Origin of the sequence: Bradyrhizobium sp. (assembly GCF_035273305.1) — a bacterium.
Taxonomy (GTDB): Bacteria; Pseudomonadota; Alphaproteobacteria; order Rhizobiales; family Xanthobacteraceae; genus Bradyrhizobium.
Window position 1 is genome coordinate 16,208 of the sequence record NZ_DATEPI010000240.1, and the last position, 26,464, is coordinate 42,671.

General features: G+C 58.7%; 21 protein-coding genes. 11 read left to right on the forward strand and 10 right to left on the reverse strand.

Annotated features, from left to right (window positions below; translation table 11 throughout):
* Nucleotides 1–10: 10 nt before the first annotated feature.
* From tssK to VJV58_RS16195, 6 genes are all read left to right on the forward strand, one after another.
* Nucleotides 11–1,348: a type VI secretion system baseplate subunit TssK gene (tssK, locus tag VJV58_RS16170; protein ID WP_324138372.1), complete on the forward strand. Its 1,338-nt coding sequence runs from the start codon at nt 11–13 to the stop codon at nt 1,346–1,348.
* A complete protein-coding gene (tssL, locus tag VJV58_RS16175) occupies nt 1,345–2,856 on the forward strand; it encodes a type VI secretion system protein TssL, long form (RefSeq protein ID WP_324138373.1) in 1,512 nt (503 codons plus the stop codon). Before tssK ends, tssL begins: the two co-directional genes overlap by 4 nt.
* 19 nt (nt 2,857–2,875) lie before the next feature.
* On the forward strand, nt 2,876–6,403 hold the full coding sequence (gene tssM, locus VJV58_RS16180) for a type VI secretion system membrane subunit TssM (protein WP_324138374.1): 3,528 nt from the start codon (nt 2,876–2,878) through the stop codon (nt 6,401–6,403).
* A 5-nt stretch (nt 6,404–6,408) separates the two neighbouring features.
* The gene (gene tagF, locus VJV58_RS16185) at nt 6,409–7,101 is read left to right on the forward strand and encodes a type VI secretion system-associated protein TagF (protein ID WP_324138375.1); all 693 of its coding nucleotides are present in this window, start codon (nt 6,409–6,411) and stop codon (nt 7,099–7,101) included.
* 96 nt (nt 7,102–7,197) lie between these two features.
* A complete protein-coding gene (locus tag VJV58_RS16190) occupies nt 7,198–7,980 on the forward strand; it encodes a PP2C family protein-serine/threonine phosphatase (RefSeq protein ID WP_324138376.1) in 783 nt (260 codons plus the stop codon).
* Entirely contained in the window at nt 7,977–9,749 is a 1,773-nt protein-coding gene (locus tag VJV58_RS16195; protein ID WP_324138377.1) for a serine/threonine-protein kinase, read from the forward strand. The genes VJV58_RS16190 and VJV58_RS16195 overlap by 4 nt, the downstream gene beginning before the upstream one ends.
* A 38-nt stretch (nt 9,750–9,787) precedes the next feature.
* Here VJV58_RS16195 and VJV58_RS16200 read toward each other — a convergent pair whose 3' ends face one another.
* Both VJV58_RS16200 and VJV58_RS16205 read right to left on the reverse strand, forming a co-directional pair.
* A complete protein-coding gene (locus tag VJV58_RS16200; RefSeq protein WP_324138392.1) occupies nt 9,788–10,759 on the reverse strand; it encodes a DUF4424 domain-containing protein in 972 nt (323 codons plus the stop codon).
* A gap of 71 nt (nt 10,760–10,830) precedes the next feature.
* Nucleotides 10,831–11,112 (reverse strand): hypothetical protein, encoded by a 282-nt coding sequence (locus VJV58_RS16205; RefSeq protein WP_324138378.1) that lies wholly within the window; start codon nt 11,110–11,112, stop codon nt 10,831–10,833.
* A 221-nt stretch (nt 11,113–11,333) separates the two neighbouring features.
* Between VJV58_RS16205 and VJV58_RS16210 the strand changes: the two genes are divergently transcribed.
* The 3 genes from VJV58_RS16210 (at nt 11,334) to VJV58_RS16220 (ending at nt 15,636) form a co-directional block, all read left to right on the forward strand.
* On the forward strand, nt 11,334–13,085 hold the full coding sequence (locus VJV58_RS16210) for a hypothetical protein (RefSeq protein ID WP_324138379.1): 1,752 nt from the start codon (nt 11,334–11,336) through the stop codon (nt 13,083–13,085).
* Between the two features lie 128 nt (nt 13,086–13,213).
* Entirely contained in the window at nt 13,214–14,917 is a 1,704-nt protein-coding gene (locus VJV58_RS16215; RefSeq protein WP_324138380.1) for a caspase family protein, read from the forward strand.
* 251 nt (nt 14,918–15,168) lie between these two features.
* On the forward strand, nt 15,169–15,636 hold the full coding sequence (locus VJV58_RS16220) for a DUF4384 domain-containing protein (RefSeq protein ID WP_324138381.1): 468 nt from the start codon (nt 15,169–15,171) through the stop codon (nt 15,634–15,636).
* A gap of 127 nt (nt 15,637–15,763) precedes the next feature.
* Here VJV58_RS16220 and VJV58_RS16225 read toward each other — a convergent pair whose 3' ends face one another.
* A complete protein-coding gene (locus tag VJV58_RS16225) occupies nt 15,764–18,235 on the reverse strand; it encodes a caspase family protein (protein ID WP_324138382.1) in 2,472 nt (823 codons plus the stop codon).
* Nucleotides 18,236–18,269: 34 nt separating this feature from the next.
* Nucleotides 18,270–19,175: a DUF4399 domain-containing protein gene (locus tag VJV58_RS16230; RefSeq protein ID WP_324138383.1), complete on the reverse strand. Its 906-nt coding sequence runs from the start codon at nt 19,173–19,175 to the stop codon at nt 18,270–18,272.
* A gap of 558 nt (nt 19,176–19,733) precedes the next feature.
* Between VJV58_RS16230 and VJV58_RS16235 the strand changes: the two genes are divergently transcribed.
* On the forward strand, nt 19,734–20,411 hold the full coding sequence (locus VJV58_RS16235; protein ID WP_324138384.1) for a formylglycine-generating enzyme family protein: 678 nt from the start codon (nt 19,734–19,736) through the stop codon (nt 20,409–20,411).
* Nucleotides 20,412–20,539: 128 nt separating this feature from the next.
* On the forward strand, nt 20,540–20,833 hold the full coding sequence (locus VJV58_RS16240; RefSeq protein ID WP_324138385.1) for a copper-binding protein: 294 nt from the start codon (nt 20,540–20,542) through the stop codon (nt 20,831–20,833).
* An 80-nt stretch (nt 20,834–20,913) separates the two neighbouring features.
* Here the strand turns inward: VJV58_RS16240 and VJV58_RS16245 are convergent, their stop codons facing one another.
* From VJV58_RS16245 to VJV58_RS16270, 6 genes are all read right to left on the reverse strand, one after another.
* Nucleotides 20,914–21,312 carry a c-type cytochrome gene (locus tag VJV58_RS16245; RefSeq protein WP_324138386.1) on the reverse strand — a complete coding sequence of 133 codons (399 nt, stop codon included), beginning with the start codon at nt 21,310–21,312 and terminating at the stop codon, nt 20,914–20,916.
* Between the two features lie 23 nt (nt 21,313–21,335).
* Nucleotides 21,336–21,797: a cytochrome c gene (locus tag VJV58_RS16250; RefSeq protein WP_324138387.1), complete on the reverse strand. Its 462-nt coding sequence runs from the start codon at nt 21,795–21,797 to the stop codon at nt 21,336–21,338.
* A 161-nt stretch (nt 21,798–21,958) separates the two neighbouring features.
* Nucleotides 21,959–22,807, reverse strand: coding sequence for a substrate-binding domain-containing protein (locus VJV58_RS16255; RefSeq protein WP_324138388.1), 849 nt, complete (start codon nt 22,805–22,807; stop codon nt 21,959–21,961).
* Complete coding sequence (locus VJV58_RS16260; RefSeq protein ID WP_414641510.1) at nt 22,791–24,611, reverse strand: PQQ-dependent dehydrogenase, methanol/ethanol family; 1,821 nt, start codon at nt 24,609–24,611, stop codon at nt 22,791–22,793. The genes VJV58_RS16255 and VJV58_RS16260 overlap by 17 nt, the downstream gene beginning before the upstream one ends.
* 193 nt (nt 24,612–24,804) lie before the next feature.
* On the reverse strand, nt 24,805–25,605 hold the full coding sequence (locus VJV58_RS16265) for a GlcG/HbpS family heme-binding protein (protein ID WP_324138390.1): 801 nt from the start codon (nt 25,603–25,605) through the stop codon (nt 24,805–24,807).
* Nucleotides 25,606–25,748: 143 nt separating this feature from the next.
* The coding region (locus tag VJV58_RS16270; protein ID WP_324138391.1) for a cytochrome c oxidase assembly protein at nt 25,749–26,464 on the reverse strand (716 nt) is incomplete at its 5' end.

Below are 26,464 nucleotides of genomic sequence, written 5' to 3' on the forward strand. Positions count from 1 at the left end.
CGTACGTAAGATGTCTTGGTACAGCAAGGTTTTCTGGTCTGAAGGTCTGTTTCTGCGTCCGCATCATCTGCAGCAGAATGACCGTTACGTCGAGCATTTGGTCGAAAAGCGCGTCCGCAGCGTCACTCCGTATCCATGGGGTTTTTCAGAACTCGAGATGGACCAGGACCTCGCCCAGCAAAGCAAGTTTGCCGTTCGCCGCGCGGCCGGCGTGATGCCGGACGGGACGCCGTTCGACATCCCCGCGGACAGCCCAATGCCTGAGGCGATCGACATCCCGGGCAGTGCCGCTGGTCAGATCATCTGGTTGACCATGCCCGTGGCTGCACCGAATACTCGCGAGGTCGATGAAGCCCGCGTCGATAGCGCCAGCCGTTATATTCGGCAAGCCGAGACCTTCATCGATTCCACCTCTTCACTTCGCATCGAAGAAGAAATCGATATCGCCTATCCTCGGCTGGCGTTTGAATTACGCAAGACCAGCAAGCCCGGTTACATGTCTCTCGGCATCGCGCGCGTCCTGGAAGTCCGCGACAAGCATATACTGTTCGATGACAAGTTTGTGCCGCCGCTGCTGCTATGCGCGTCCCATCCGGTGGTCGAGGGCTGGCTGAACAGCATTATCGGCTGGATCGAGACCAAGCTGGAGGAGCTTTCCCGCTATGCTGTCGATCCCTCGTCCGGAGGCGGGTTGCAGAGCGTCGACTATCTCGTGCTTCAGCTTTTGAACCGACAGATCCCGGTACTGCTCCATTTCCACAGATCAGGCTTCGTGCATCCGGAGCGGCTGTATGAGGAACTGCTGAGGCTTGCGGGTGAGCTTGCGACCTTCGCCACCTCGGAGCGACGCGCGCGTGACTATCCGGACTACGACCATGATGATCTGGAAAGCGTGTTCACGCCATTGATCCGAGACATCCAGGATTTCCTGAGCGCGCGACTGGGACGCCGGGCAATTCGTCTGGAGATCATCGAGCGCGCGCAAAACGCTTTCGTCTCGCCAATTCGCGACCGTTCGCTGTTCCGCAACGCGACGCTGGTGCTCGAGGTCGCGGCGCGCCGGCCGCTGGTCGAAATACAGAACGACTTTCCGCACCTTTTCAAGGTCGGGCCCAACACCAAGATGAACGAGATCGTGCACGCGAACTTGCCGGGCGTGCCGCTGGTGCATCTGCCGACGCCGCCAACGCATATTAGAGCCATCACCGATCACGTTTACTTCTATCTGGACCGCAAATCGCCGCTGTGGCCTGATTTCAGTAATGCCGCATCGATCGGAATGCATTTCTCCGGTGACTGGCCGGAACTCGAACTTCACCTATGGGCGATCCTGGAAGACCGCCAATGAACGACAAGGACAAACCGGTAAATCCCTTCGGTCGGGTTGAGCGGACGATCATCCGCCCCAATCCGGGTGGAAGACTGCCGCAAACTCCTGTCCCTCAGCCGCCCGCCGCTGATGTCCCGGGCATGCCGCCCCGCGCGCCGTATTCGCCGACGCCTCCGTCGACAAGTCCGTCCTCGTCGTATTCCCCGCAGCCTCCCGGCTATGCGCCGGCACCTTCGAGTCATACGCCCGAAGAGTGGATTTCGACGCCGACAACGCCAGTGCCGCCGCCGTCAGCGCCGCCCGCCGGACGGATGTTGCGCGTCGACGAATTGGTCGCGCCCAATGCCAACCCGATCATGCGCGCGGCGGGACCGCTGCTGCAGCTACTCGGACGGTTGCGGGTCGCTCTGATGCGCGCGTCATTTGCAAGCTTGATGGAGCAGGTCGCGGACGCGGTAAAGTTTTTCGAGACGGACATCCGGTCGGCGGGCATATCCGAAAACCAGGCCAATACCGCGAAATACGTGTTGTGCGCGACGGCGGACGACATCGTGCAGCATATTCCGACTGAAGACCGGCATGTCTGGACGCAATATTCGATGCTGAGCCGCTTCTTCGGTGAACGCGTCGGCGGCGTACGGTTTTTTGAAATCCTCGATCACCTCAAGACCGACCCGCTGGTGAACTACCCGGTTCTGGAGCTGCAGCATGCGTGCCTCGCGCTTGGCTTCCAGGGCATGCACCGCACCTCGCCAAATGGTGTCGCCAGTCTGCAAATCATTCAGCGCAACCTATACGAAACGTTGCGCCGGGTTCGTCCGAAATCCAACGCCGACCTGTCGCCGCACTGGCGCGGCCAGGAGTTGGCCAATCGCCGGCAGCGCGTTCGCGTCCCCGTCTGGATGGTCGCAGCAGTCGTCGCAGCGCTGCTCACTGCAGGTTTTTTCACGCTGCGGGCACTGCTTTCAGGCCGGGCAGAAAATGCCGCACAGGTGGCACTTGCACTGCATCCGGCCGATCCGATCGAGCTGAAACGCCGAATCATCGCGCCGCCACCGCCGCCGCCACCACCGCCTCCCGATCGTATCACTCAGCTGCAGCGAATTCGAAATGCGCTCGGCGCTGAAAAGCTCGCTTGTGCGATGACGGCGGATCAGACGGGCAGCTACATTATCATCAGGGTCTGCGATCTCGTCCTGTTCGCACCCGGAGAGGCGAGCGTGCTCGACGCGTTCAAACCGGTCGCGGCGCGGGTCGCCGCCACGCTCGATAGGGAGCCGGGGCACATCAAGATCGTTGGGCACACTGACAGTTCACCGATCCATACCGTGCGCTTCCCCTCGAATTTCGAACTTTCGGTGGAGCGGGCGAAGGCCGTCGCTGCCGTACTCAAGCTTGGCCTTGCCAATCCGAGCCGGGTCGACATCGAAGGGAAGGGGCCCGACGTGCCCATCGCCAGCAATTCGACGCCGGATGGCCGCGCCAGGAACCGGCGTGTTGAGATATTTATAGAGCGCAGCGAATAGCGAGACTGGACAAGCCAGGATGCTTCCGAAGCAAATTCTACGTATCGTTTTATACGGCGTCGGGCTCGGTTCGCTGGCGGCGGTCGTCTACTTTGCTGGACCGCTTATCGCCATTGGAGATTGGCATCCGCTTGAAAATACGATCGTTCGAAACATTGTCATTCTTCTTCTGGCCGCCATTGTCGCGGCATTCGTCGGCTTCAGTTTGTTCCGGCGTCGCCAGGCCGCCAGCCAAATCGCCGAAGGCATCGGTGGCGCCGAACAGACGGTCAATGATGAGCCCGTCCTCAAGGAGCGCATGAACGACGCGCTTGCGACGCTCAAGACTGCCAGTGGTAACAAATCGGGCTATCTGTATGATTTGCCATGGTACGTCATCATCGGCCCGCCCGGCGCTGGCAAGACCACGGCGCTTGTCAATTCGGGTCTGAAATTCCCGTTGGCCAGAGGCGCGACCCCCGCGGCAGTCGCGGGCGTCGGCGGCACGCGTTACTGCGACTGGTGGTTTACGGAAGAGGCCGTTCTGATCGATACGGCCGGCCGCTACACGACGCAGGACTCCGACTCTAAAAGCGATAAGGAAAGCTGGTTCTCGTTCCTCGACCTGCTGAAGAAAAGCCGGCCGCGCCAGCCGATCAATGGTGTCCTCGTCGCCATCAGCATCGAAGACATACTCACGATGACGCGCCAGGAGCTGGCGGTGCATGCGGAAGCGATCCGCATGCGGCTGCTCGAACTGCATCAGCGTCTCAAAGTCAGTTTTCCGGTTTACGCCCTATTCACGAAAACCGACCTGGTCGCGGGCTTTACTGAATATTTCAGTTATCTCAACGAAGCCGGCCGGCGACAGGTCTGGGGCGCGACGTTTCAGACCGCGGACAAGAACAAAAATCTGATTGGCGACATTCCGAACGAGTTCGATCTATTGTTGGAGCGCCTCAGCGAGGAAACCCTCGATCGGCTTCAGGACGAACCTGCGCCGCAGCATCGTGTCCAGTTGTTCGGTTTCGCCGCACAAATGGCGCGGCTGAAGTCACAAATCCACGATTTTCTCAATCAGATCTTCGAGCCCACGCGATACCACGTCAACGCCAGCCTTCGGGGATTCTACTTCACGTCGGGAACGCAGCAGGGCACCCCGATCGATCAACTGATCGGATCGTTGGCTCGTACGTTCGGCGCAGAGGAAGTCTCGGCGAACGCATATCATGGTTCTGGCAAAAGTTTTTTTCTGACGAACCTGATCACGAAGGTCATTATTGGTGAAGCCGATTGGGTCTCGACGGATCGTGGCGCGGTTCGGCGCGCATTGATACTCAAGGCCGTCGCGCTGTCGTTGATTGGCCTGCTGGCAGTCGGATTGGGTATTGCCTGGCTCACCAGCTACAAAAAGAACTCCGACCTGATAGAGCAGGCCGTTAAGATCGACAGCGATTATGCAGCGGCTGGCTCGCCGCTGATCAAGCAGACTCTCATTGCCGATCATGATCTCGATAAGGTTCTGCCTCTTCTGCATCGCTTGCGAAACATGCCGGTGGGATACGCCACCCGCGACGCGAAAGTACCGCTGTCGCAGCGCTATGGATTAAGTCAGCATGCGCGGCTGTTGTCGTCGTCAGATGCTGCCTATCATACGGCGCTCGAACGCATGTTCCGCCCGCGCCTGCTTTATCGGCTGGAGGAGGAGCTCAATGCTAAGCTCGGTGACCCAGCTTTCGTCTATGAAGCGCTCAAGGTCTACCTGATGCTCGGCGGTCAGCATCCGCCCGACCGCGAGCTGATCAAATCCTGGATGCAGCGCGACTGGGCCAACAATCTTTATCCGGGCGCGAGCAACGCGGAGGGCCGTCGGCTGCTGGAGGACCATCTCACGGCCATGTTCGATCTGGAAACCGAGCAGCCGCCTCTGGTCGAGCTCGATGGTCGCCTGATCCGGGAGGCGCAGAATTCGCTCGCGCGCCTCAGTGTGGCGCAACGGGCCTATGAATTCCTGAAATCGGAAGCGCGGACCTCGACGGCGGGCGACTGGGTCGTCACGCGCAAAGGCGGTCCGGATGTCTCGGTCGTTTTCGAGAGCACGGCAGGGCAGTCACTCGATAGCATCCGGGTTCCGGCATTCTTCACCTACGCTGGCTTCCAGCAAATGTTCATCGCGAAACTGGCTGGTCTATCGGACCGGATGAAGCGAGATCGGTGGGTGCTGGGAGAGGCTGGACAGCAGACCGCGATTGGCCAGCAATATGACGCGCTGGCCGGTGATCTCCTGAATGTCTATTCCAATGAATTTGTCACCACCTGGCGCGCTGCGCTTGGAAGCCTCCGTTTGAAGAAGCTGATGGCGGACAAGCCCAGATACGAAGCGCTGCGTGCGCTCTCTGCGCCGACCTCGCCCCTACGCCAAATTCTTGAATCGATCCGCGATGAGACCGCGCTTACAAAGGAGCGGCCGAAGCCCTCCAACGCACCCGCGACGCCTGCTGCGCCCACGCTGTCAACGCCGGCGCTGTTCAACACGCAGGATGGCTCACCGGGGGCGAGGATCGAAGCGCAGTTCAAGCCCTTTCATTCGCTGCTGGAGGGCGACAGCACACGACGGCCGATCGATTCCATCATTGCCAACCTGAACGATGTCGCGCAGAACCTGACGTTGATCGTCGAAAACCCGCAAATGACGGCGCAGGCGACGGCATCGTTGCAGACGCAGGTCGCGGCGCTGCGCAACAACGCCGCGCGCATGCCGCCGCCGTTCTCCGATATGCTTCGCGGCGCCGCCGCCGAATTCGAAGGCGGCATCGCGGCATCGACGGCGGGGCAACTGCTGCAATCCTTGCGCGATCAGGTTACGCCATTTTGTCAGCAGACCATTTCAAACCGCTATCCGTTCGTACGAAGTGGCAGCCAGGAGGTTCCGCTCGGCGATTTCGCCAAGCTGTTCAGTCCAAACGGCATCATCGACAAGTTCTTCAGCCAGTACCTCGCGCCTTATGCGGACACATCCCGCCCGGATTGGGCGTGGCGCAAGGACAGTCCGGTCGGGCGTTCGCTATCGCCGGAAACGCTGAGGCAGTTTCAAACCGCGGCCTACATACGTGACGCATTTTTCCAGACTGGGGGGAGCATGCCGACGGTGTCGTTGGCGATCAAGCCGCCCGGCTCGGCCGGTCCTGGTGTCGATGTCAAAACCGAAATTGGCGGAACGGTCATCACAAGCCCGGGCTCGCCGGGCATCGCTCCCGGTTTCGGCGCGCCGCCGCCGCCACAACCGCAAAGTTCCGGGCCGACCACGGTGCAATGGCCCGGTCCGTCAACTCGCACGGCGATTTCGGTCAGCAACGAAACCGGACCGCCGTCAGTCCTGGAGCGCACCGGCCCGTGGTCTTTGTTCCGAATGCTTGAAGCGGGTTCACTGAGCGCCAAGGGAGATACTGCCAGCGCCAACTTTATTGTGGCCGGACGGGAGTTGAATTACCAAATTTCAACCGGGTCGGTTCGCAACCCGCTCAATCTGGCGATCCTTCGGGATTTCCGCTGTCCGAGCGGGATTTGAGCGACATGCGCTGTGGCCTATTTGGAAAGCTGAGTGCAAAGCGGGACTTCATCGCGCTCGCAACGCCGCGTAATTTTCTGGAAACTTGGGAGCCTTGGGTGCAAGCGTCGCTGTCGGCGAGCCGGCACCAACTGGGCGATCGATGGCAACAGGCATTTTTGACAACTCCGGTCTGGCGGTTCTGGCTTGGTGCGGCGATATGCGGATCGACAGTTGCCGGCGCGATCATGCCTTCGCTTGATGGCGTCGGCCGGTATTATCCGCTCACGTTGCACGCGGTCGGCGATGCCGGCGCGCCGATTGCGCCTCCGGACATCGACGCGCAGGACGAATGGTTCAACGTGGGCGAAAATTTTTTGTTGTCGACGCTAGATCGCGCTATGGCATTTGAGGATATCTCGTCAGCATTGGACCGTCTTCCGGTTCCGCGAACTCGAATTAGCGATGAACATGACGAAAGAATCGTTTCCCTCGGCGACGGGATGGCAGGGATGATCTCGGCCGTCGACGGATTTAGCGCTTCATTGTCCAACCTTCGCGCCGCCAGTCCCGAGGTATACGCCGCGGCGAGCTTTTGGTGGACGAGCGGCGGCGGTGAATTTCCGCCGCTGGTTTTGAGTTGCCGCGGATTGCCCGACGCTTACCGCTATTCGACCCTACTCACGGGCGATCTGGGAGAAATCGCTGCCGTCGGATGATCAAAGACATTGCTCTCGCCTGCGTATAAGCAATGCGATAAAGAACGGAATACTGTGAACCCGGCTCTGACTTTGTAATTGCGGTCCCTTTGGTCGATGCAACTTTCACCGCTCGATGTCGGAAGCGTGACGCATACCGGGCTGGTTCGGGAGCGCAACGAGGACTCCTGCCTGGTGCGCACCGACATTGGTCTTTGGGCCGTCGCCGACGGCATGGGCGGCCACGAGGCCGGCGATATGGCCAGCCAGATCGTTGTCAGGTCGCTTGATGGCATCGCGGTGCCCGCATCGTCAGCCGAACTACTGCAACAATGCGAGGAGCGGATTTTTCGCGCCAATCAGGAGATCATGGACCTCAGCAGCGCGCGCAATGGGGCCATCATCGGCACCACGGCTGCGATCCTGCTTTTGCGTGAGGAGCATTATGCGTGCGTCTGGGCTGGCGACAGCCGAGTCTACCTGATCAAGGATGGTTCTATCGGACAGGTTTCCCGCGATCACACCGAAGTAGAAGAATTGGTCGCAGGTGGGGCGCTGTCTCGCGAGGACGCAAGGAACTGGCCCAACAATGTGATCACCCGTGCGGTTGGTGTGGCGCCAGATCTTGAACTTGAGGTCGTTACGGGCCCCGTTGCACCGGGCGATGTTTTCGTGCTCTGCAGCGACGGCTTGACCAAGCATGTGCACGACGACGAAATCCTCGAACAAGTAACTTCGCGTAATGCGCAAGCATCCTGCGAGGCGATGCTTGCGCTGGCGCTCGAGCGCGGAGGGACTGACAATGTAAGCGTGGTCGTTGTTCGTGTGCTCCCGGCGGTGCGCCGATCCTCGGAGCCCACGAATTCGCCCGCCATGATCCATCCCGGGCGACCATCATGACTCCCAACAAGCCATTCACCCCTGGATATCGCGGCGTGCCACCGGGCACGCGTCTTAATGGCATCTACGAAATCGACGAGATGATTGGCGCGGGCGGCATGGGCGAAGTCTACAAGTCGCATGAAATACAGACGGGCGCCGCGGTTGCCATCAAAATGTTGCTCCCGGAGATGGCTGAGAACGAAGCCGCGCTTGGGCTGTTCCGCAGGGAAGCGGCGGCGCTGCATAACCTGCCTCACGACGCCATCGTTCGCTACTTCCTGTTCACGGTAGAACCTGTCTTGCAGCGGCCGTATTTGGCGATGGAGTTCGTCAACGGCCGCTCGCTTTCGGATATGCTGGAGGAAGGACCCCTGAGCTTCGAAGCTCTGGTGAAATTGATGCGTCGTATCGCGTCGGGGCTGCAGGCCGCGCATGAACACGGAGTTATCCATCGCGACGTGTCCCCGGACAACATCATCATCCCGCTAGGGGACGTAACGCGAGCCAAAATCATCGATTTCGGCATCGCACGCTCAGCTCAGTTTGGTGACAAGACCATCATTGGCTCTGGCTTCGCCGGCAAAGCCAACTTCGTCTCGCCCGAGCAAGTCGGCTTGTACGGCAACGAAGTGACGGCAAAGTCCGACATCTACAGCCTCGGTCTGCTGTTGTTCTATTCTTTGACTGGTCAGAAGCTCGACATGGGCGGGAGCCAATTTCAGCTTGTCGAAAAGCGCCGGAGGGTGCCCGACCTGGGCGGCGTCGACGCGCGAATCCGACCGCTTCTAGAACGAATGATGCAGCCGGATCCGGCCAATCGGCCGGCCAGCATGACGGAAATCGTCGACTGGCAAATTTCCGTTCCGCGAACAACCGATGGCGCCGATTCCGCACCGCAAATGCACCACGCCCTGCCGATAGGCCAGCCATTCACAACTCAATCCGGTCATCGCGCCTTGTGGATGACATCGGCCGCTGCTGCCGCGGCTGTTCTTTTGGCAGCGGGAGGGTACGGGTTTTACAGCTTTGTCTGGTCTGAGCCGAAGATGGTTGTTTCGCCGCCACCGCCACTCGGTCAAAAATCCACACCGATCAGGCCCGAGCCGAATGTTCAGCCTGCGCTGGCGCCTACCACGCTTCCTCCAAAAATCGAAGGACCATCGAACCGTGCGGATCAAATTCGCAAATATGTTGAGCAGTACGATGGCGGTGATTGCTTTTTTATGCTGCCGGTTGCGATCAGTTCGGCAGCCGCTGTGATCGAGGGGTTTGGCACGTCGACGGCGCCATTCGATGCGTTCGAAAAAGCGTTCAAACGCGATCAGGGCTTCGAAGCCGCGATCGGCGTCAGGCAAGTCACTCAAGCGCAATGTCCGGCGATCAAATTCCTCAGCCAGCTCGGGACCAATCAAGCGCGCGCGCCAAGGATCAATCTTGCCTCCGTCGAAGTAAAGGATGGCGAGACGCTGAACGGCACCATCGAGAATTTTGCCAATCGCATTGTCGAATTGCTTTTGGTCTCCGAGAACGGCCAGGTTCAAAGCCTGTCCTATCTGCTGAAGCCGGGCACGGATTCTCTATCCTTTTCCATAGGTATGCAGCGAAGCGGCGCTGCCGGGGCAGGCCCCCAGCTCATCATGGCGGTCGCTACCACCCAGGTTATCGCTTCGCTGCGACAGCCGCGACCGATGGCTGCCGACACTTTCTTCCTTCAGGCCCTGAGCGAAGCCCAGCGTAGCAACCTGACGATTTCGACAGCGGCGCGATATATCCGGCTCAAGCCCTGAGATACGGCGCAACGAAAAGCAATATGCAGCTCGTGAGCTCAAAATCTGCCCAGTATCAGGATCTTTAGATCCTGGTCGGGCGTGAAGTCATTAGCGCTGAATTCCATCGCGTTGGGCGAAATCGGCTTCAGGCGGCCGGCACAGAAGCTGACCAGGCGATCGCCGCCGCTATCGATAGCCAGTTTGAAGGATCTGATTGGGCCAGCCCAGTTCGCGCCGGTGGAGAGCACGTAACTTATACGACGTTCCTGGATCATCGCAGCATTAAGCTGACCCTTTCCAGCGCGCTTGTCCAAATCCGCCAGAAAGGCATCAGTAATGCAGTATTGCTTGCGATAGCGTTGCACTTCCGCCGAAAGCGATTTGTTGTTGCGCAATACCCAACGCAGGATGGTGTCCGAACTGGTGCCGACACTCGGGCGGTATTGGTGCTCGACCACAACTTTCCGATCCGGGGGAAAGGTCTGCTGGCGTACGGCAGAAGTTTTCGCAATCCAGGCCGCGGCATATTGCTGCCTGCCTTTATCGTTGGTGCCAGCGGGCATGAGAAGGCCTTCATCCGCAAGCTTTGCTCGGGTTGCTTCGGGCAGATCGGCAACACGAATTTCGCTTTTCCCGATCGGGAGCATGGGCAATTTGAATTGACGGAGCAGGGCGCTCACGTCCTTGCCACCTACCGTCGCACGTTGATCCAGTTGGAACTTTGCCGGAGCCCCGTCGATCGTGGTTGCGAAGTCGACGAAATTGACCGGGTCGCTAGAGGGCAGTGCGATGCTCTCCCCTTCGGATAAGTCGATGTCCGGCAGCGGAAAGGCAACGGTCAATGTAACCGGCTTGTCAGATGTATTGGCGAATTGATAGCGAACCTGGACGCGATCGAGTGAGATCCGCAGATCCTCACTTTCGATTGCAATGGTGTTGCTCCGGAGAAATTGCAAGCCACCGATTGACAACTCCGCGGCGGAATCGTTGGCGCTAACCGCGTCAGGCCGCGCCAAAACCGCGAGCACCAATGCTGCAAATTGGTAAGCTATTTGCCTTCGCATTTGGCCGCTCCTAGATGCGCCGCAGCATAGCAGGTTCAGTCGATCGGTCGGTAAAGGTCGCCCCATTCCGGCTTCCACACCGCGTCGGGGTCGCACACGACAATTGCGACTTTCATGTCGTTGGCAAGGCGGATCGCGCCACGATAGGCATCCTGCGCGGGGAGTTGGGCACTGACACGATCCGTACTCAACCGGCCGCCACTCGCGGTTGCTGGAAATGCAATCGATCCGGTTTCACCATCGGTTTCGCGCCTTAAAACCAGCGTCACCGCATCGGGTTGAATTTCGTCTACCTGCTCAAACCGGTTCCGTGCCATGATTTCCAACAGCAATCGGGTTTATGTTATCCAATAGCTTAGTGTATAATATTCCTCTTAGACAAAACAGATCACATTCGAGCCCTTAATTCATTTGGCCCAAGGCCCTTGCAGGCCGGAAGTTTGTTGCAGGAGCAGGATCGTACTGACGACCAGCAGATAAAGGGCGGCCAACCTATCAAGTGAGATCGGTGGCAGTTCAGTTTCGTATTGAGGCGAACATGTTTCGTCAAAATTTGATTTGGGCAATCACGATAAGCTGCGCGTGCTGTTGGTTTGAAGCGGCTGTGGCCGACGACGTCGTGGTGCGGAAGTTTTCCAGTGGCTCGACGGCCGCCTCAGTCGGGATCGTGGATGCCAGTGAGGACGTGGAGATCGCCGGCCCACAGGCGCTAACGTCGGATGCGGACGGCAATCTTTTTCTCCTTGATCAAGTCAATGCCCGCATTCTCCGGTTCAATCCAAAGCAATCAGGAGATGAACCCAGCATTCTCAAGATGCCGGCAACCATTCAAGCGAGCGATCTCGTTGTAAGCAAGAGCGATATCCTGGTGTGGGACGGCTCGGTGCGGACGCTCAAACCGACGGACCAACCGTCTACCCGCGGGCTTGATGGCGATGCTGTTCAGCTCGAAGAGGTTTCTACGAGGGGTGTCGACGATCGGTTTGCCACCTCGGCTTTCGCGCAAATGGGTTCGCAGCCGCCTGGCAGCGCCTCGGATCTGCTCGATCAGAGCACGCGCGACGTGATCATTAAAAAAACCCGGCAACCCGATCGTCAATATATCTCATCCCGCGGCAAAGGCTCGATCATCGCGGACGTCATTCCCAACAAAGGGGAAAGCAGCGTACGAATCGAAGTTCGAACTATGGAGACCAACGAGACGATTGCGTCGCTTACCTTACGAGTACCCAACAAATTAGGCACAGTCGAGTTTTTGGAAATCGACAATAGCGACCGGTTCTATGTTCTGGGTGAAAATATTCCGGACTCAGGGAAGGCTTCTACCTTCGTGGCGCGCTATGCGCCTAATGGCAAACTCGAGGGAATTTACGAGCTGCCCCTGCAGAATTTGCCGCTGACACGGCGCTTTGTCACGGTTTCTGGCGATGGGAACGTTTATTTCCTGCGCACCAGAGCGACAGCAGTAGATGTCGTCGGAGTCGGTTTCCGGCAGCTTCGAAACTCATCGATCGTCGATCTTCGTCTTCCCGGCACAACGAACCCCTCGGTTGCTAGCAAGTCGGGCGCCAATTCGCGTGGCAAATTTGACGCCATTGCCGCGGTGCGTCCCTCCAATCGTCAGCAAACAATCGAGACTGCTTTTGCGTTTGAGGGCCTGCAGTGGAAGGTGACGCCGGCGAATTATGGCAGCGATCCGGATACTGCTTGCACGGGTTTCAATCGCATTCGCAGGCCATGGTATCTGCAGGGCAAGCTCAATCAAGAGGTGAGGGGTGTACCCTATTGCTGGGGGTGTCACGGATCACTCGCAAATTTTCGCCAGCGCGTTGAGAGCGGCACCATGGCCGGCAACGTCTGCACCAGGAATGCTCCAAGGCCCGATGTCGCTGGCGTGGATTGCTCAGCATTCGTGAGTGCAGCATGGGGACTCTCTATTCACTACACTACCGCGGCCATTCCGGCGATTGCCAAGCCGCTTGAGAATCCCTGGGATCTGAAGCCAGGCGATGCGCTCAACAAGCCGGGATCTCACGTCATGCTCTTCCTTCGCTTCACCCCCGATCGCAAGGCCGAAGTAATGGAATCATCAACTGGCGGGTGCAATGGACGGGTCTGTCGCAACGTCTATCCGCTCGCGTCATTATTAGAGCGTGGCTACGTTCCCGTGCGTTTTCGCGCGCTTGCCGAGGACAACACGACCGTCGCCGCGAGTGTCTATCAAAGGCCGGATCCATCGAGCAACTCGCCTGTTGGCAGCTCGAAAAGGCCGATCCGTCAGAAACGATGAACCTCCATCTTAACATCAGCGACAAAGTAACAAGGGCGGATCAGGCAAATCTATCTTGATACCAATGATTTACTTTCGAACATGGCGACATCCCGAAAATAGGTAAAAGCGGCGGTAGGGTAGGAGCGATGGCTAAGGACAGGATCATCTTTCTCGTCGTTCTGATCGCCGTCTGCAGTTTCAACGTGGACGCCAGCCGCGCCGCTAGCGTGCTTCAGATCAGCAATACGGATGGAGGACAGGTACGCGCGTTGGTTATCGGAATTGACGATTACCAGCACGTACGCAAGCTCAAAGGCGCAACGGCGGACGCCCGCGACATCGAGTCGACGCTGCAAGCCATGGGTGTGCAGGACGTCACTGCCTTGATCAATGATCAGGCAGACCGCTCGACCGTGCTTCGTGAAATCAGCGCGCTTGTGGAGCGCACCAAGACGAATGATCTGATCTTTTTGTCAATTGCCGGACATGGGACTCAGGAACCCGAGCGGATCAAGGGATCCGAGCCCGACGGGATGGAAGACGTGTTCCTGCTGCCCGCTTTCGAACCGACGGCTAGCGGATCGCAACAGCGCATTCTCGGCAGCGAGTTCAACCATTTTATCAAACAATTCGAATTGCGTGGCGCGAAGGTCATCTTCATCGCGGACACTTGTCATGGCGGCGGCATGGCGCGCGAGATCGACCCGCGCGCGGGGGAGATGAGCTTCAGGCAAATTCCGACTTATACGCTGCTGACCGACACGCTACAGCCGGTGTCCGACCCCAGTGATCCACGATCCGAACTCGATCTCGATCATACCGCGTTTCTGGCCGCCGTTGACCGTAGCACCAAGGCACCTGAGGTACGTATTCCCGGCATCGAAGGACTGCGAGGTGCCCTGAGCTACGCCTTCTCGCGCGCGCTCGAAGGTAATGCCGACGCCAATCACGATGGCAAAGTTACGTTGAAGGAACTGTTCGCCAATGTGAGGCAAGTGGTCTACCAGCTATCCGACCAGCGTCAGAACGTGGTTACGATGACTTCGCCCAACCTGTCTCCCGAGACGGATATTGCGTTTGCCTTAACGCGCGGGGTTTCATTGATTCAGGGGCCGATCGAAACCAGTCAATCACCAGCGCCTCTGCCCTCGGTGCCGGCCGCTGTCACAACCGCGGCACCGACATCCGGGCCGCCAATCAGCGGGCAAAATACAACAAGAACCGATGCGCCGATCCGACTGGCAGCACTCGATGGCAAAGTGAATTATTTCGCGGCGCTGACGCCCCGTGATGGGGGAGTTCAATCTGTCCAACCGACCGATAACCCGGATTTGATATGGGACCCGGTTTCGCACGACGTGATTTCGTGGGGAGACGTCGTCGCCTACGGCGTGGATATAGCTGATCTTGCGACAGTGATCGACAGAACCGCGGCGGTCCGGGCATTGAAGCGTATGGCGACGCAGTCGCCGCAGGTGATGCGGGTATCGCCGGATGACCGCCAGTATCACAACGACCAAACCGTGGAAATTGATCTGTCCGACGCAGCAGGTCGGGCGCTCGTGGTGTTTGATATTTCCGGCAATGGCACCATCCAGATGCTGTATCCGATCGGATCCGATGCTTCACCGGTTCAATCGGCGAGCTTGCGGCTTCCGCTTCGGGTACGCGAGCCGTTCGGTGCCGATCAAATCGTTGCCATCACGTCGAAGCAACGTATGGTCGAACTTGAGAAGGTCCTGCTTCAGGTGGACCGGCGCCGGGCGTCCGGGCAAGTTATCAAAAGCTTGCAGCGGTACATGCCTTCGGATGCGCGGATCGGCTCGATCGGGTTTTTTACGGTGCCCTGAATTACCTGACGAGAGCCATAATGCAGTCATTCGGATTTAGGGTCCTGGTCCAATCCTGTTTGAGCATATTGACCCTGTCGACCGCATCCGCGGGTAATGGTCCGTGGCTCAGCGGATCGCTTTTTCGACTTTCCATTGCGGCTCCAGCCGTTTCGCCGACGAGGGTAGCGCAAAAAGCGCTGGACCGAGGTAGCCAATACGCAACCGGCGTTCCGAACGCGACAGCACTAAACGTCCCGAACACCGCGAACGTGTCGCTTCAGATGTTTCCCGAGCAAACCGCCGGAGTAGGGACCAAGATTTCGTTTCGGGTGACTACCAAAAAGCCCGGCTATGTCCTCCTTGTCGATATCGATGCCAACGGAAGAATGTCCCAGATTTTCCCCAGCCCCGAATTGATCGCCGAATCGCAGGAGGCGGCGATGAATTTTCTGAAGCCAGGGGAAGAGATGTTGCTGCCAAACGCCGTTGCAAGAAAGCGCGGCTTCGAATATATCGCGACGCCGCCGTTGGGCCCGACCGCCGTGGTGGCAATTCTGAGCGATCGCCGCGTTCAAATCCTCGATCTACCTGATACCTCGCAGAAAACGCGTAGCGAGGCTGAAACAGTGGCATTGCTGGCTGAATGGACCAACCAGCTTCGCGTGCCTGATCCTGAGACCGGGAAATTGCAACAGAGCAACTGGTCGTTCGATATCAAGCGATACCGGATCCAATAGGCGTTGCACGATCGGTGCATGGGGCAACTGCATTTCGCAGGCCACGAACAGCGCCCTGCCACTGATCGAGATCGGTCGGTCGAACTCCAGTTCGGGTTTTCTCGAAACCTCGCGAATGGACGTTTGCTCAATTGCAAACTTGCACGTTTCCGCCGCCGCCCTCCGTGGGGCCGCCCTGTGCGGTCGTTCGGAATTCAAGGTGACATCCGCGTGCCACGGGGCGGCAGCCGCCGCGGTCGCATACGATCTGGCCTGTCGCTGCCTGCGGCTTCGGTGCGGCAGCCTGCGGCTTAGCTGGGGCGACGTCGGCGCCAGGTCGCGGCCGACTGGAGCTACGCGGAGCTTCATCAGGCTCGCGGCTGGCAGTCGGCGTCCGTCCGCGGCGTTTCTCGCATTCATTGTCCTCGTTGAGGAACGAGCCTTGGGCGCAGACGATCTTGCTGCAGCGTTCGCCAATCGGCTTGAAGCCGTGCTCACACACGAGCGGGCAGACGCGGGACGGTTTCAGCTTGATCGCATCAAGCGCGCCGAGTGTCGCGAACTTCGCCTCGAGTTTCGTGCCGGCGCGCTTATTGAATAACTCAAGCGAACGTCGCGATGCGGCGTTCCATTCGCCGTTAAGCGAACCGCTGAAGCAACCAACGCGGGTCAATTCGCTTTTTATGGACCTGGCAATCTCGGCATCCGAGAGGGCGGGCTTTTCGGTCTCCGCAGGTGGCAGCGCTGCCACCTGCTGACCAGGTTCATTGTCGGACGGCGCCGTGATTTCGATCCGCCTGGACGATCGTTGCGCTTGTACGAACGGCTGGTTGTCAGATCCGGCCACCGATGCGGAATTGGCTGGTGTCAAGCTTTCACGCAATCTCACGATTTGCGGCCGCAATTTCTCGCAACCGAGCTCGCGCTCGAACAAGATCACCTCGGCCAGGGATTGCGTCGCGCGCAGCCTTGAAAGTCTGGACTCATCCCGCTTGCAGGTTTCGATCGAATCCGGCGCGGTGGCCGAAACTGGCGGCGGACTCGGCGCAAGTGTCGGCGGCGTCGCTGAGCCCTGATCGGTGGGGGCTTGCGGCGAGAGTGCTGCGACGGATGTCCCAGTGCCTGGCCTTGCAGGTTCGTTGGCTACCGCTGCCGGCGCGGAAGTTCCGATCAGACTCTCGTGCAATCGGGCTACTTGCGGCCGCAGGCGATCGCAGGACAAATCCCTCTCGAACTGAAGCAGCTCCTCGACCGAGGCGCCATTGCGCAAACGCGCAAGCTTCGCATTGTCCTGATCACAGGAGCTATTGTTCGACGGTGACGCCGTCGATTGTTGCGGCGGCCCAATCGACGCTTTCGGCGCCATGGCAGGCGGCGTATTTTGCAAACCATTGTTCAGGTCTTGGCGCTCGACAGCGGCAAGCTTTGGCGAATCTCCCACTCGTCCCGCCGGGGAGTCCTGTTGGCCTTGAACTTTCTGAGCCTCCACGGGCGTTTTTGTGCGCTGCTCGTCCTGTGTCGGTTGAATCCTTTCACCGCCAACGCGCGGTGTGGCTGTCGCCACTTTTGCGGGCTGATCATTGGACCCGGTCGACGTGCGCGGTGCGGCCTGCTGAGCAGGCTTGTCCTGATCAGCCTTGCTCTGCTGGCCGAGAAGCCTCATGGCTTCCAGCTGTCGCGCCTGTTGCAGTTGCTTCTGTTCGCTATCGATCTCAATGCGCTGAATGCGATATCGAGCGTCGGAAGCATAGCTCGACGTCGGAAACCGATTGACGAAATCTCGCAGTGCGGCCGGATCCGCTGAGTCTTTGATGCTATCAAACGCGATTCGGTCGGTCTGGTTCAGATAGTAATCGCTTAAAAGCGATACGTAGGTTTCGGGTCGCTGGCGGCCCCCGGTGGCCGTATTGACGTCGGCAGCCACGCGTCTGAACAATTGCTCGATTTCAAGTCCGGGCTCCTTGAGGCGCTTCAAAAGTGCCGTCGTGAATGGGCTGTTGCGGCCCTGTCCGTCAGCCGCGACTTCATCCGCCGCCGTGGAATAGGCGATCACCGTTCCCTGCGTTTTGTCGATTCTGGCGAGCCCGCGAACCCCGCCCAATGCGCGGGTCTCTCCGCCCGCCTTCCGACGCAAAGTCTCAACGACCGGATTGTTACGGCAGGCATCCAGGATCATCACCTTGACGCCGCTTGCGCGGTCAAGCGCGGCACGAACGTCGTCGATCGGCATCATCTGATAGCGGAGGCTGACCTCGTCTTCCACTTCGGCATCGACCGGCATCAGGTAGTTGCGGCCCTGATACTGCAGAGCGTGGCCGGCATAGTAGAAGAGCGCGGCGTCGGAATCCGTGGCAAGTCGGGCAAACTTTGCCATACTGAGATCCATGTCGCGCTTGTTGGCATCGATCGCCTGCACCACCTCGAAGCCCAGCGAACGAAGGGCGGTGGCGACATCTTCGGCATCGTTCTTGGGATTGGAGAGAGCGAGACTCGCATTGTTATAGTTCGAATTCCCGACCACCAGCGCAATACGGCGGTCCGCGCTCGCGCTTTCGGCCGAGCACGTCAGCAGGACGCACCCGAATAATGCGGCCACCAGAAGCGAAAGATGCTTGCTCATTCTCAACCTCCGGACGATCCGGATGTCCTGCAGTTCAATAGTATTCGTAATATCGGTAACGATGTCTCTGCTTTGGCGCAGGCCGTGGACGGCCGGCGGCCGTCACCACAACCTGAATGGGGGCGGAGTAAATTGGGGGGTCGTGTGGAACATGGTTTTCGTCCGCTAAAATCAGCTGCAATTTGTGCGGACCGAGCGGAAGCGTGATTTTAGCTTCGGTCTGGCCAGCGCCAAAGTGCAGATGATTGAAGTCGCTCGGGATCGGTTGGTCAAACGGCGGGAGAGCGGTATCGATCAGCAAATGGTGATGACCAGTATTGGCTTTTTCGAAACCGGCCGGGGCCACACCCATGCCGATCAGGCCGAAGCGGATCACTGGCGTCGGTGACACGTAAGCGTGATCGGTCGGATAAACGAAGTAAACCTTCGCGCCCAGTGGCGATGGATGGCGGCCAACATGGCTAGCGGTCTGCGCCGGCGCCTTTGCGCCGTCAACGACATGCACATGGATGCGCTCAGATATCAGCGGCACTGTATTTGGAACGTGGTTCCGGTCGCCGAGCAGCAACTGCAACGTGTGATCGCCTGGCGTCAGCGTGACCTCGGTTTCTGTTTGCCCGGCGCCGAAATGCAGATGGTTGAAATCGCTTGGGATGGGCTGATCCAATGGGGGCAATTCGGTATCGATCAGAAGATGGTGATGTCCGGAATTCTCCTTGTCCGAGCCCGCCGGCGCGATGCCCATGCCCTTAAGCCCGAAATGTACAGTGAATTTTGTGGGTACGGTCTGTCCGTCCCTAAGATCGACAAAATAAACTACCGCTCCGGGCGCTGCAGGTGATGGTCCGCCAGTCGGTTTGGTCTGACCATTCGCAGTCTCCAGCGCTCCAATAAAAACCAGAAGAAATATAGAAGCCGGACTTGCTGCCTTTGTGAACACCACAGCTCCTAGTCTTTATCAAACAGCCTTGGCTCAAATAGCGGCTTTGGACTAACGCGTCTCAATAACTCAAGAAGGCTATGTCCCGGGAACATCACGAAAAAGGTACAACGAACCGCCCTAAGATTATACGTTCAACCTCGCGAGATTGAATGAGAAGGGTGTGATTACGCTGACGTATTTTTCCGCAGGTAAAATGCAACCTTCAACATGCCCCCGCGGCGTTCGCGGCGCCCGATGAGCAAGATGCCGCGCCTATTTCTATTCACTATCAATCTTTTGGGCGACATAGATGCCGCCTTTGATCAGTCCGTGGAATTTACAACGATGCTCAGAATAAGTCTGCTGCTAGCGGGTCTTTCCGGCACCGGCGCTTTGGCTGCTCCGCTGTTACAAGCACATTCAGGTATTCAACAATTTGTCGCGTTGGGCTCCGCTTCGGTTCAGGGTTTTGGTCCTTCTTCTAGCCAAGCACCGCCAAACCGGCTGATCCGAGTCGCACAGTCGGCCGTTCCAGAACCTGGTGAGGTCTTTCGAGATTGCCCGGATTGCGCGGAGATGGTTGTCGTACCGCCAGGCGAGTTCGAGATGGGCAGCCGCGAAACTCCATTTGAGTCGCCGCCTCACCGAGTCACGATTGCCAAGGCGTTCGCGATTGCGCGACGCGAGACGACCTTCAGCGAATGGGACGCGTGCGTTGCGGAGGGCGGCTGCAGCTACAAGGCCGACGATCAGGGTTGGGGCCGCGGGAATCAACCGGTCATCGACGTAAGCTGGGCCGACGCAAAGGCTTTCGTTGCGTGGCTCAGTCAGAAGACCGGCCGAACTTATCGCCTGCCGAGCGAGGCGGAATGGGAGTATGCCGCACGCGCCGGTACCACATCGAGGTTTTGGTGGGGCAAGGACGCCGGCAAGTCCAACGCAAATTGCGAAGGCTGTGGCGACGCTTCCCTGCACAAAACGATGACGACCGGTTCCTTCCGGCCAAATGGGTTCGGACTCTACGATACTTCCGGTAACGCCTATGAGTGGGTTGCTGATTGCTGGAACGAATCCTACGCCAAGGCTCCAAAGGACGGCTCCGCCTGGACGTCGGGGCAATGCTCCCAGCGCGTGTTGCGCGGCGGCTCGTTTGCCAACAATGCCAACGCCGCCAGATCGGCCGCGCGGTTCAGGTACGACATCGATGTTCGTTACTATGCCAACGGCTTTCGGGTGGTTCGTGAACTTCCGTGAGCAGCATGGAGCGCCCGAGGCGGCCAATTCACGACGCTGACCTCAATCGGACCGGCATGCGTGTTCCGTTCTAGGAACCAATCCGCCAGCCTGCGGCTTATCCCGCTACATAACGCCGGGAGAATGCCATGAAAGCCGCAAACATCATTCTGGCCGTTACTTTGAGCTCCGCCGTCCTCAGCTGGGCGAGCGTGGCCCAACCCCTCTCCGGAACGATCGTGAAGATCGATCGCATCAAGGGGACCGTCGCCATTCGGCCAACGCAAAATGGGACAACCGGCGCGAATACTGGCGGCGCTGCTGAAGAGTTCAAGGCGCAAGGCGGGTTATCGTTGGACGCGGTACATGCCGGCGATAGGGTGACGTTTTCCGTCGCGGAAAACGGTGGCGTCAAGACAATTACCAAAATCGATAAGCAGTAAACCTTCAGAGTTGAAACGTTTGCCGATCATCCTTCGGAGATGAGCGGTTCGATTTGCGTTGCGGTCAGGCGTATGAACGCTCATTCGAGCGAGTAAAGAAACGCAGTGATATCGTGTGAGTCTTTGCGCGATATGCCCATCGTGGGCATCGCATTTCCGGGCAGTATTCTTTGAGGATCCTGCAGCCAGACCGACATGTTTTCGGGAGAGTTTCTCACATATCCCGCGATGAAAACCCTGTTCGCAAGATGTAGGAGCGGCGGACCGACGTTGCCGTCGGCACCCGCCACCTTCGGGATGAGATGGCAGTTTCCGCATCCGTATTCGGCAATAAGTGTCTTGCCGCGGTTGGCGTCGCCCGGAAAGTTCAAAGTGGTGCCGGTGTGGGTATTGTCACATCCGGCAAGCGGGGCCGCAGCGAACAGAAGCAGCATTGGGAGATGGAGTGCGGCAAAAAGGCTGACGGAATTGTTGCGCATCTACTCTGCTCATCACCGACAGGCTAAGGCTTCTGACCCGAACTGAAGCTCTTCGTACTCGACCATGGGTCCGAGGTCGTGACCTGCTCAGCCGGCACTTGCTCGACGTTTGGAGACAGCGGGGATTTTGAAAACGTGCGCCCCCATTCCGGATTGGGTTCGTTGCTCAGCTTGCCGATGTAGGTAACAAGATCCCAAATGACGGGATCCGGAAGCAGCGCGCCCCAGGCCGGCATGCCATTCGGCCGCCCCTGGAAGATCGACAAGTAAATGTTTTCCGGCTGTCCACCGTAGATGAAAGTGGTGTTACTCAGCGCCGGTCCCATGCCGCCGCCGCCATTGTCGGCATGACATCCGATGCAATTGAAGTTGATGAAATACTTCATGCCGCGATCGGTCGCCTGCGGATCGCCCTGAACCGGGTTCTTGATGGTCGGCCGGCTCGAGACGGCTCCCGGGGAAAGAACGCTGACCGGGACCTGCATGAAGACACCTGGAGCGGTTCCCCCGACGCTTTCCGCGATGTTCGGACGAGGCTGAACGCTGGGTTGTTGCGATGGTGGGGGAGGGAGGCTTTGCTGCGCAGCGACCGCACTCGGCTGGAGGACACTGAGCGCCATCAATGCCGCCGGTGCAGAGGCTTTTCTCATTTTGCTTCATTCTCCGAAGTGGCTGCGCGGCTATTCTCAACCAGTGGAACGCCGTAGCTTTTCAGCAGCGCCGTGATCTCGGCCGCGTTCTGCGCGAGAAAATCATTCAGCTGATCGCGCAGCGCATGATCGCCTTTGCGCACGCCCATCGCGATCTCGAATTGAAACCGAAGCGGCGCGAACTGCTCGGCTCCTTGTATCGGGGTGATGCTCAACGGCACGCTGGAGGTTTTGGCGGCGTATCCAGCCAATGGGCCCCACGCTGCGGCCACATCAATGTCGCCGTGTTCCAACGCCTCGATCAGTCGCGCCGGCGGATCGGGCTCGCGATAATCACCGTAGATCATGTAGCCGCGTACGTTGTCGACGATGCCCTGGTCGCCCAGTGCATGCGCGGGCGGCGTATTGTTTCCGTCATCACCGATTAGATGCACGCCCACCCTCAATTGCTTCAAACGAGGATCGTCGATCGATCTGAGCTGAAGGTTTCGCTCCCTTTGGCTTACGAATACATAGGCCGATCGGTAGTACGGACGCGTATTTTCGACCAGATCATAATGCGCCGGCAACCCGATCACCACGTCGCATAGCCGCGCTTTGAGCGTGTGACGGATAAATCCGCGACGCTGCGCCCACCACGTGTAGGAGAGCGTCTTGCCGAGCTTGTCCGCAGCAAGCTCAGCGATCTTGTTTTCGAATCCAGCGCCTTCACGATTGGAAAATGGCAGGTTGTTGGGGTCGGCGCACACGCGAAGTTCACTGCCTGCTTCTGATCTGGCGGCTGCACTTGCGCAAATCAGGCAAGCCGCGACGAGAAGACCAGAAAGACTAGTGCGGTTGCGCATTGTTCTGGTCCGAAGAAGGTGACGGCGCGGATTGATTCTGCTTCGCCGTAGAATCGCCGAGCCTGAAAACGAGCAGCTCGCTCCCGCCGGCGGTATAAAATGGAAGATCCTGGGTCGCGCCGCTAAATCCCAAGGCTGCATTTCTCACGCGCGGATCAACCTCGGCGTTGGCGACAACGCCCGGCCAGCCTCCAACGCCGGACAGAATGGCGACGTATTGTTGTCCATCCGAGCCGCGATACGTCACCGGTTGGCCGATAAAACCTGATCCCGCCCTGAACTGCCAAAGGACGTTGCCATTGGTCGCGTCAACCACTTTAAAGAAGCGGTCCATCGTGCCGTAGAATGTGACGTCTCCAGCGGTGACGAGCGTACCGCTCCAGACCGGCAGATTTTCATGAATTTCCCAGACCTTCTTTTTGGCGATGGGATCCCACGCCATAAACTCGCCGCGGTAACCACCTGGTCCGGCGTACATGTCGACGGAGGCTCCGACGAAGGGAGTACCGGCGATGTAGCCGACTTCCGACGATTTGAAGCTCATGCAGAGATGTTGATGGGGCACGTATAAGAGCTTAGTGCGCGGCGACCATGCCGTCGGCTGCCAATCTTTGGCGCCTGGGGAGGCCGGACAAATATTGTCGATTGATTTGCCGAGAACGGGATTTTTCTCGTCATTCGGAATGATCCTGCCCGTCTTGAGGTCGACGCCCTTGTACGAGTTGACGAGGTCGTAGGCATCGGCCGACAGCACTTCCCCGCTGGTACGATCGATGACGTACATATATCCGTTGCGGCCGGGATGGATGAGTACCTTGCGAGTCTTTCCATCTATTTCAAGGTCGACCAGAACGTTCTCGTTGATTTCGTCATGATCAAACAGGTCGTGCGGGTTGAGCTGATAGGCCCATTTTGCTTGTCCAGTATCGGCGTCGCGGGCAAATATAGTGGTGCTCCAAAGATTGTCGCCGCTCCTTTGATTTGCGTTCCAGGGACTCGGATTCGCGGTGCCGTAGTAGATCAGGTTAAGTTCGGGATCGTATGAGATCCAACCCCAAACCGTGCCGCCGCCGGTTTGCCAACGATCAGCCGGCCAGCTTGTTATTCCTAGATCCTTGCCCTGAAGGTCGCTGTAAAATGGCTTGAAGTCAGGTCCGATCAGGACGTCCTTGTCGGGACCCGTGGAATAGGCGCGCCACGCGATTGCGCCGGTGTTCTCGTCGATTGCCGTCACCCAGCCTCGGACTCCGAGTTCGCCGCCGCTATTACCAACCAGCACTTTCCCTTTCACGACAACCGGAGCCATCGTGACCGTCTCACCTCGGTTGATTTCCCCTAATTTCGTGTGCCACAGCTCTTTCCCGGTCTTCGCGTCGATCGCAACGGCGTGGTTATCCAGCGTATTGAGGAAAATTTTTCCGTTATCGAACGCGAGCCCTCGATTGACCACGTCGCAGCACGCGACTCCCTTTGCCGCCGGCTCGGGACGTGGCGCGTAAGACCATTTTAATTCTCCGCTAGTCGCATCGAGTGCAAATACCCGATTTGGATGCGGGCCAGCATATGGACCGACGACGTACATCATGCCGTCAATGATGATCGGAGCGGCTTCCTGCCCGCGGTCAGCGCCGACCGAGAACGTCCACGCAAGTTGCATGCGCGACGCATTGGATTTGTTGATCTGATCGAGTTCGCTGTAGCGCGTGTTGGCGTAATCCCGCGCCGGCATCGGCCATTGAGCAGGGTCCTTCATCCGCGCGGCGAGATCGCTTGACTGAGCGACGCAAATCGAACTGCCGCCCATTCCACCCAAAGACGCAGCAACCGAACCCGCCAGGACAAGAATTTTGCTGAGCTTGGCTCGCATCATCGAGAATCCTTCACGCGGAACGCCCGCTTCCGCAACCATGAAGAACTTACAATTTGCTGGGTTCGCTGTAGTTCCAGCAACTTGCGATGCGCAATTCGGGATTTGGTGCTTAGTCCCATGGCGGACATTACCTCACGGCATTTCCTTCGACGCCCGCGCCCAAGTCGACGGCGATCTGGTCTTCCTTCCCGTTGCACTTTGGATGCCCGAACCCGGACTTGCTCTTTCCGTCAGGGCCAATGTCGTAGATGATTGCATCCTTCATGTTGGGACTGACACCCGCCGGCACATGATCAAGGCCAACGGAGTGGCGAACCCGCCAGGCGACATTGTGATCCGCACATGAGCTGTCTCCGCTGACGCCAAGCGCGCCGACCAGGCCATTGTCGTCGTAAAGCGGCAGCCCTCCGCCGAAAACAATGACTCCGCCCGGACTTTTTCCGATCATCGGGTCGTCGGCCGTTCCGAATTGTTGGGAATTGCCGGAATAAATCACCTCAGGCACGGCAGGGTTTCCCAATGCTGCACCGAACAGAAAGCCACCGGGCTGGGCTCCGGCATAGAGGTTCGCGGTAGCAATAGCCTTGTTGCCGAGGCTGAACGCATTGGCTGTATTTGCCTTCTCAGCGGCGATCGCGCGGCTTCCGAGCCATTGGTCCTGAACACTATTGCCGCTGAACGCCATGGCGCAAATCATTCCTTGCCGATCGACCACAGCTGCCCACTCATTGTTGTCAAACCCTCCGTTGGTAGGCCCGCCACCTGGCTTGACGCTTTTCTTCAGCACGTCGGCGAGACGATCGTGGTCGATCGGACACGAGGAGTTTGCTCCTGCTGCTGGAGGTGCTGCCGTTTGCGCGTGCAGATTCGGCGAAAGCGACAGCGCGAACAGAGCCGTGACCGTCGCACGCAAAATCCCCTTCGGCATCCAATCTCCTCCTCGAAGTCTGAGGCGACCGCCGGAGCAACGATTGGCTGCGGTCAGTACGCGCTGCTGTCTGTGAACCGGAATTGCTCCACAAGGTTCCACGCGCGGAAAATCGGCGCGGCCGATAGCTCGCGTCCGATCAATCACAGCGCAGTTGACGCGGGATCGAGCCGCGCCAACATCGCCCTTTGACGGGATGCCTGGCCGTGCGACGGATCGAACATCCACCTGTACGCGAAAACCAACGCGGCACAGGTGTAAAGTGCGCCCATCGGAATCCACATAACCAATCCCGCCAGCTGTTGGTCTTCAAGGGGCGTCAGCCCGAACTCAGTCGCGAGTCCCGTCTGCTGCGGGTACCAGACGTGCGACGAAAGCGTCATGAGAGCGCCCAACAAACCCGAATGCAGAACCGTGATGAACAAGCAGGCGACGGCAATTCCACCCCTGGTGCGCTCGCCGTGACCGGCGCCTCGACCATGCAACAGCACCCACCAGAACAGGAGTGCTGCAAGAAAAAAGCTTAGATGCTGCAGCCGATGGACGGTCTCGTTGGTGAGGGCCAACTGATACAGTACCGGCGCATGCCACAACCAGAGCGCCGAGCCTTGCAGTGCGGTGGCTGTCAGCGGCCTGCGAAGTATACGCCACACAACGGCCACCGGCTTCGAACCAACCGCCCGACCGAGCCATGGGCGGAGGCTGCGAGGAAAGCTCCAGGGGATCGCGCCCGAAAGTCTGCCGAACGCCAACAACGGCGCGGCCACCACCATCAACAGCTCGTGCTCGGTCATGTGCGCGACGAAAAGGCGTTCGCCCAGCCAGTGAAGAGGCGAAGTGACAACGAGCGCCAGGGTCA

What these genes read in the sequence shown, in the direction of transcription:
- tssK (WP_324138372.1), top strand. Translation starts at nt 11, where the DNA reads ATGTCTTGGTACAGCAAGGTTTTCTGGTCTGAAGGTCTGTTTCTGCGT.
- VJV58_RS16235 (WP_324138384.1), top strand. Translation starts at nt 19,734, where the DNA reads ATGGTTGTCGTACCGCCAGGCGAGTTCGAGATGGGCAGCCGCGAAACT.
- VJV58_RS16210 (WP_324138379.1), top strand. Translation starts at nt 11,334, where the DNA reads ATGTTTCGTCAAAATTTGATTTGGGCAATCACGATAAGCTGCGCGTGC.
- VJV58_RS16240 (WP_324138385.1), top strand. Translation starts at nt 20,540, where the DNA reads ATGAAAGCCGCAAACATCATTCTGGCCGTTACTTTGAGCTCCGCCGTC.
- VJV58_RS16225 (WP_324138382.1), bottom strand. Translation starts at nt 18,235, where the DNA reads ATGAGCAAGCATCTTTCGCTTCTGGTGGCCGCATTATTCGGGTGCGTC.
- VJV58_RS16265 (WP_324138390.1), bottom strand. Translation starts at nt 25,605, where the DNA reads ATGCCGAAGGGGATTTTGCGTGCGACGGTCACGGCTCTGTTCGCGCTG.
- VJV58_RS16215 (WP_324138380.1), top strand. Translation starts at nt 13,214, where the DNA reads ATGGCTAAGGACAGGATCATCTTTCTCGTCGTTCTGATCGCCGTCTGC.
- VJV58_RS16205 (WP_324138378.1), bottom strand. Translation starts at nt 11,112, where the DNA reads ATGGCACGGAACCGGTTTGAGCAGGTAGACGAAATTCAACCCGATGCG.
- VJV58_RS16260 (WP_414641510.1), bottom strand. Translation starts at nt 24,611, where the DNA reads ATGGGCGGCAGTTCGATTTGCGTCGCTCAGTCAAGCGATCTCGCCGCG.
- tagF (WP_324138375.1), top strand. Translation starts at nt 6,409, where the DNA reads ATGCGCTGTGGCCTATTTGGAAAGCTGAGTGCAAAGCGGGACTTCATC.
- VJV58_RS16250 (WP_324138387.1), bottom strand. Translation starts at nt 21,797, where the DNA reads ATGCAGGTCCCGGTCAGCGTTCTTTCCCCGGGAGCCGTCTCGAGCCGG.
- VJV58_RS16195 (WP_324138377.1), top strand. Translation starts at nt 7,977, where the DNA reads ATGACTCCCAACAAGCCATTCACCCCTGGATATCGCGGCGTGCCACCG.
- tssM (WP_324138374.1), top strand. Translation starts at nt 2,876, where the DNA reads ATGCTTCCGAAGCAAATTCTACGTATCGTTTTATACGGCGTCGGGCTC.
- VJV58_RS16245 (WP_324138386.1), bottom strand. Translation starts at nt 21,312, where the DNA reads ATGCGCAACAATTCCGTCAGCCTTTTTGCCGCACTCCATCTCCCAATG.
- tssL (WP_324138373.1), top strand. Translation starts at nt 1,345, where the DNA reads ATGAACGACAAGGACAAACCGGTAAATCCCTTCGGTCGGGTTGAGCGG.
- VJV58_RS16190 (WP_324138376.1), top strand. Translation starts at nt 7,198, where the DNA reads ATGCAACTTTCACCGCTCGATGTCGGAAGCGTGACGCATACCGGGCTG.
- VJV58_RS16255 (WP_324138388.1), bottom strand. Translation starts at nt 22,807, where the DNA reads ATGCGCAACCGCACTAGTCTTTCTGGTCTTCTCGTCGCGGCTTGCCTG.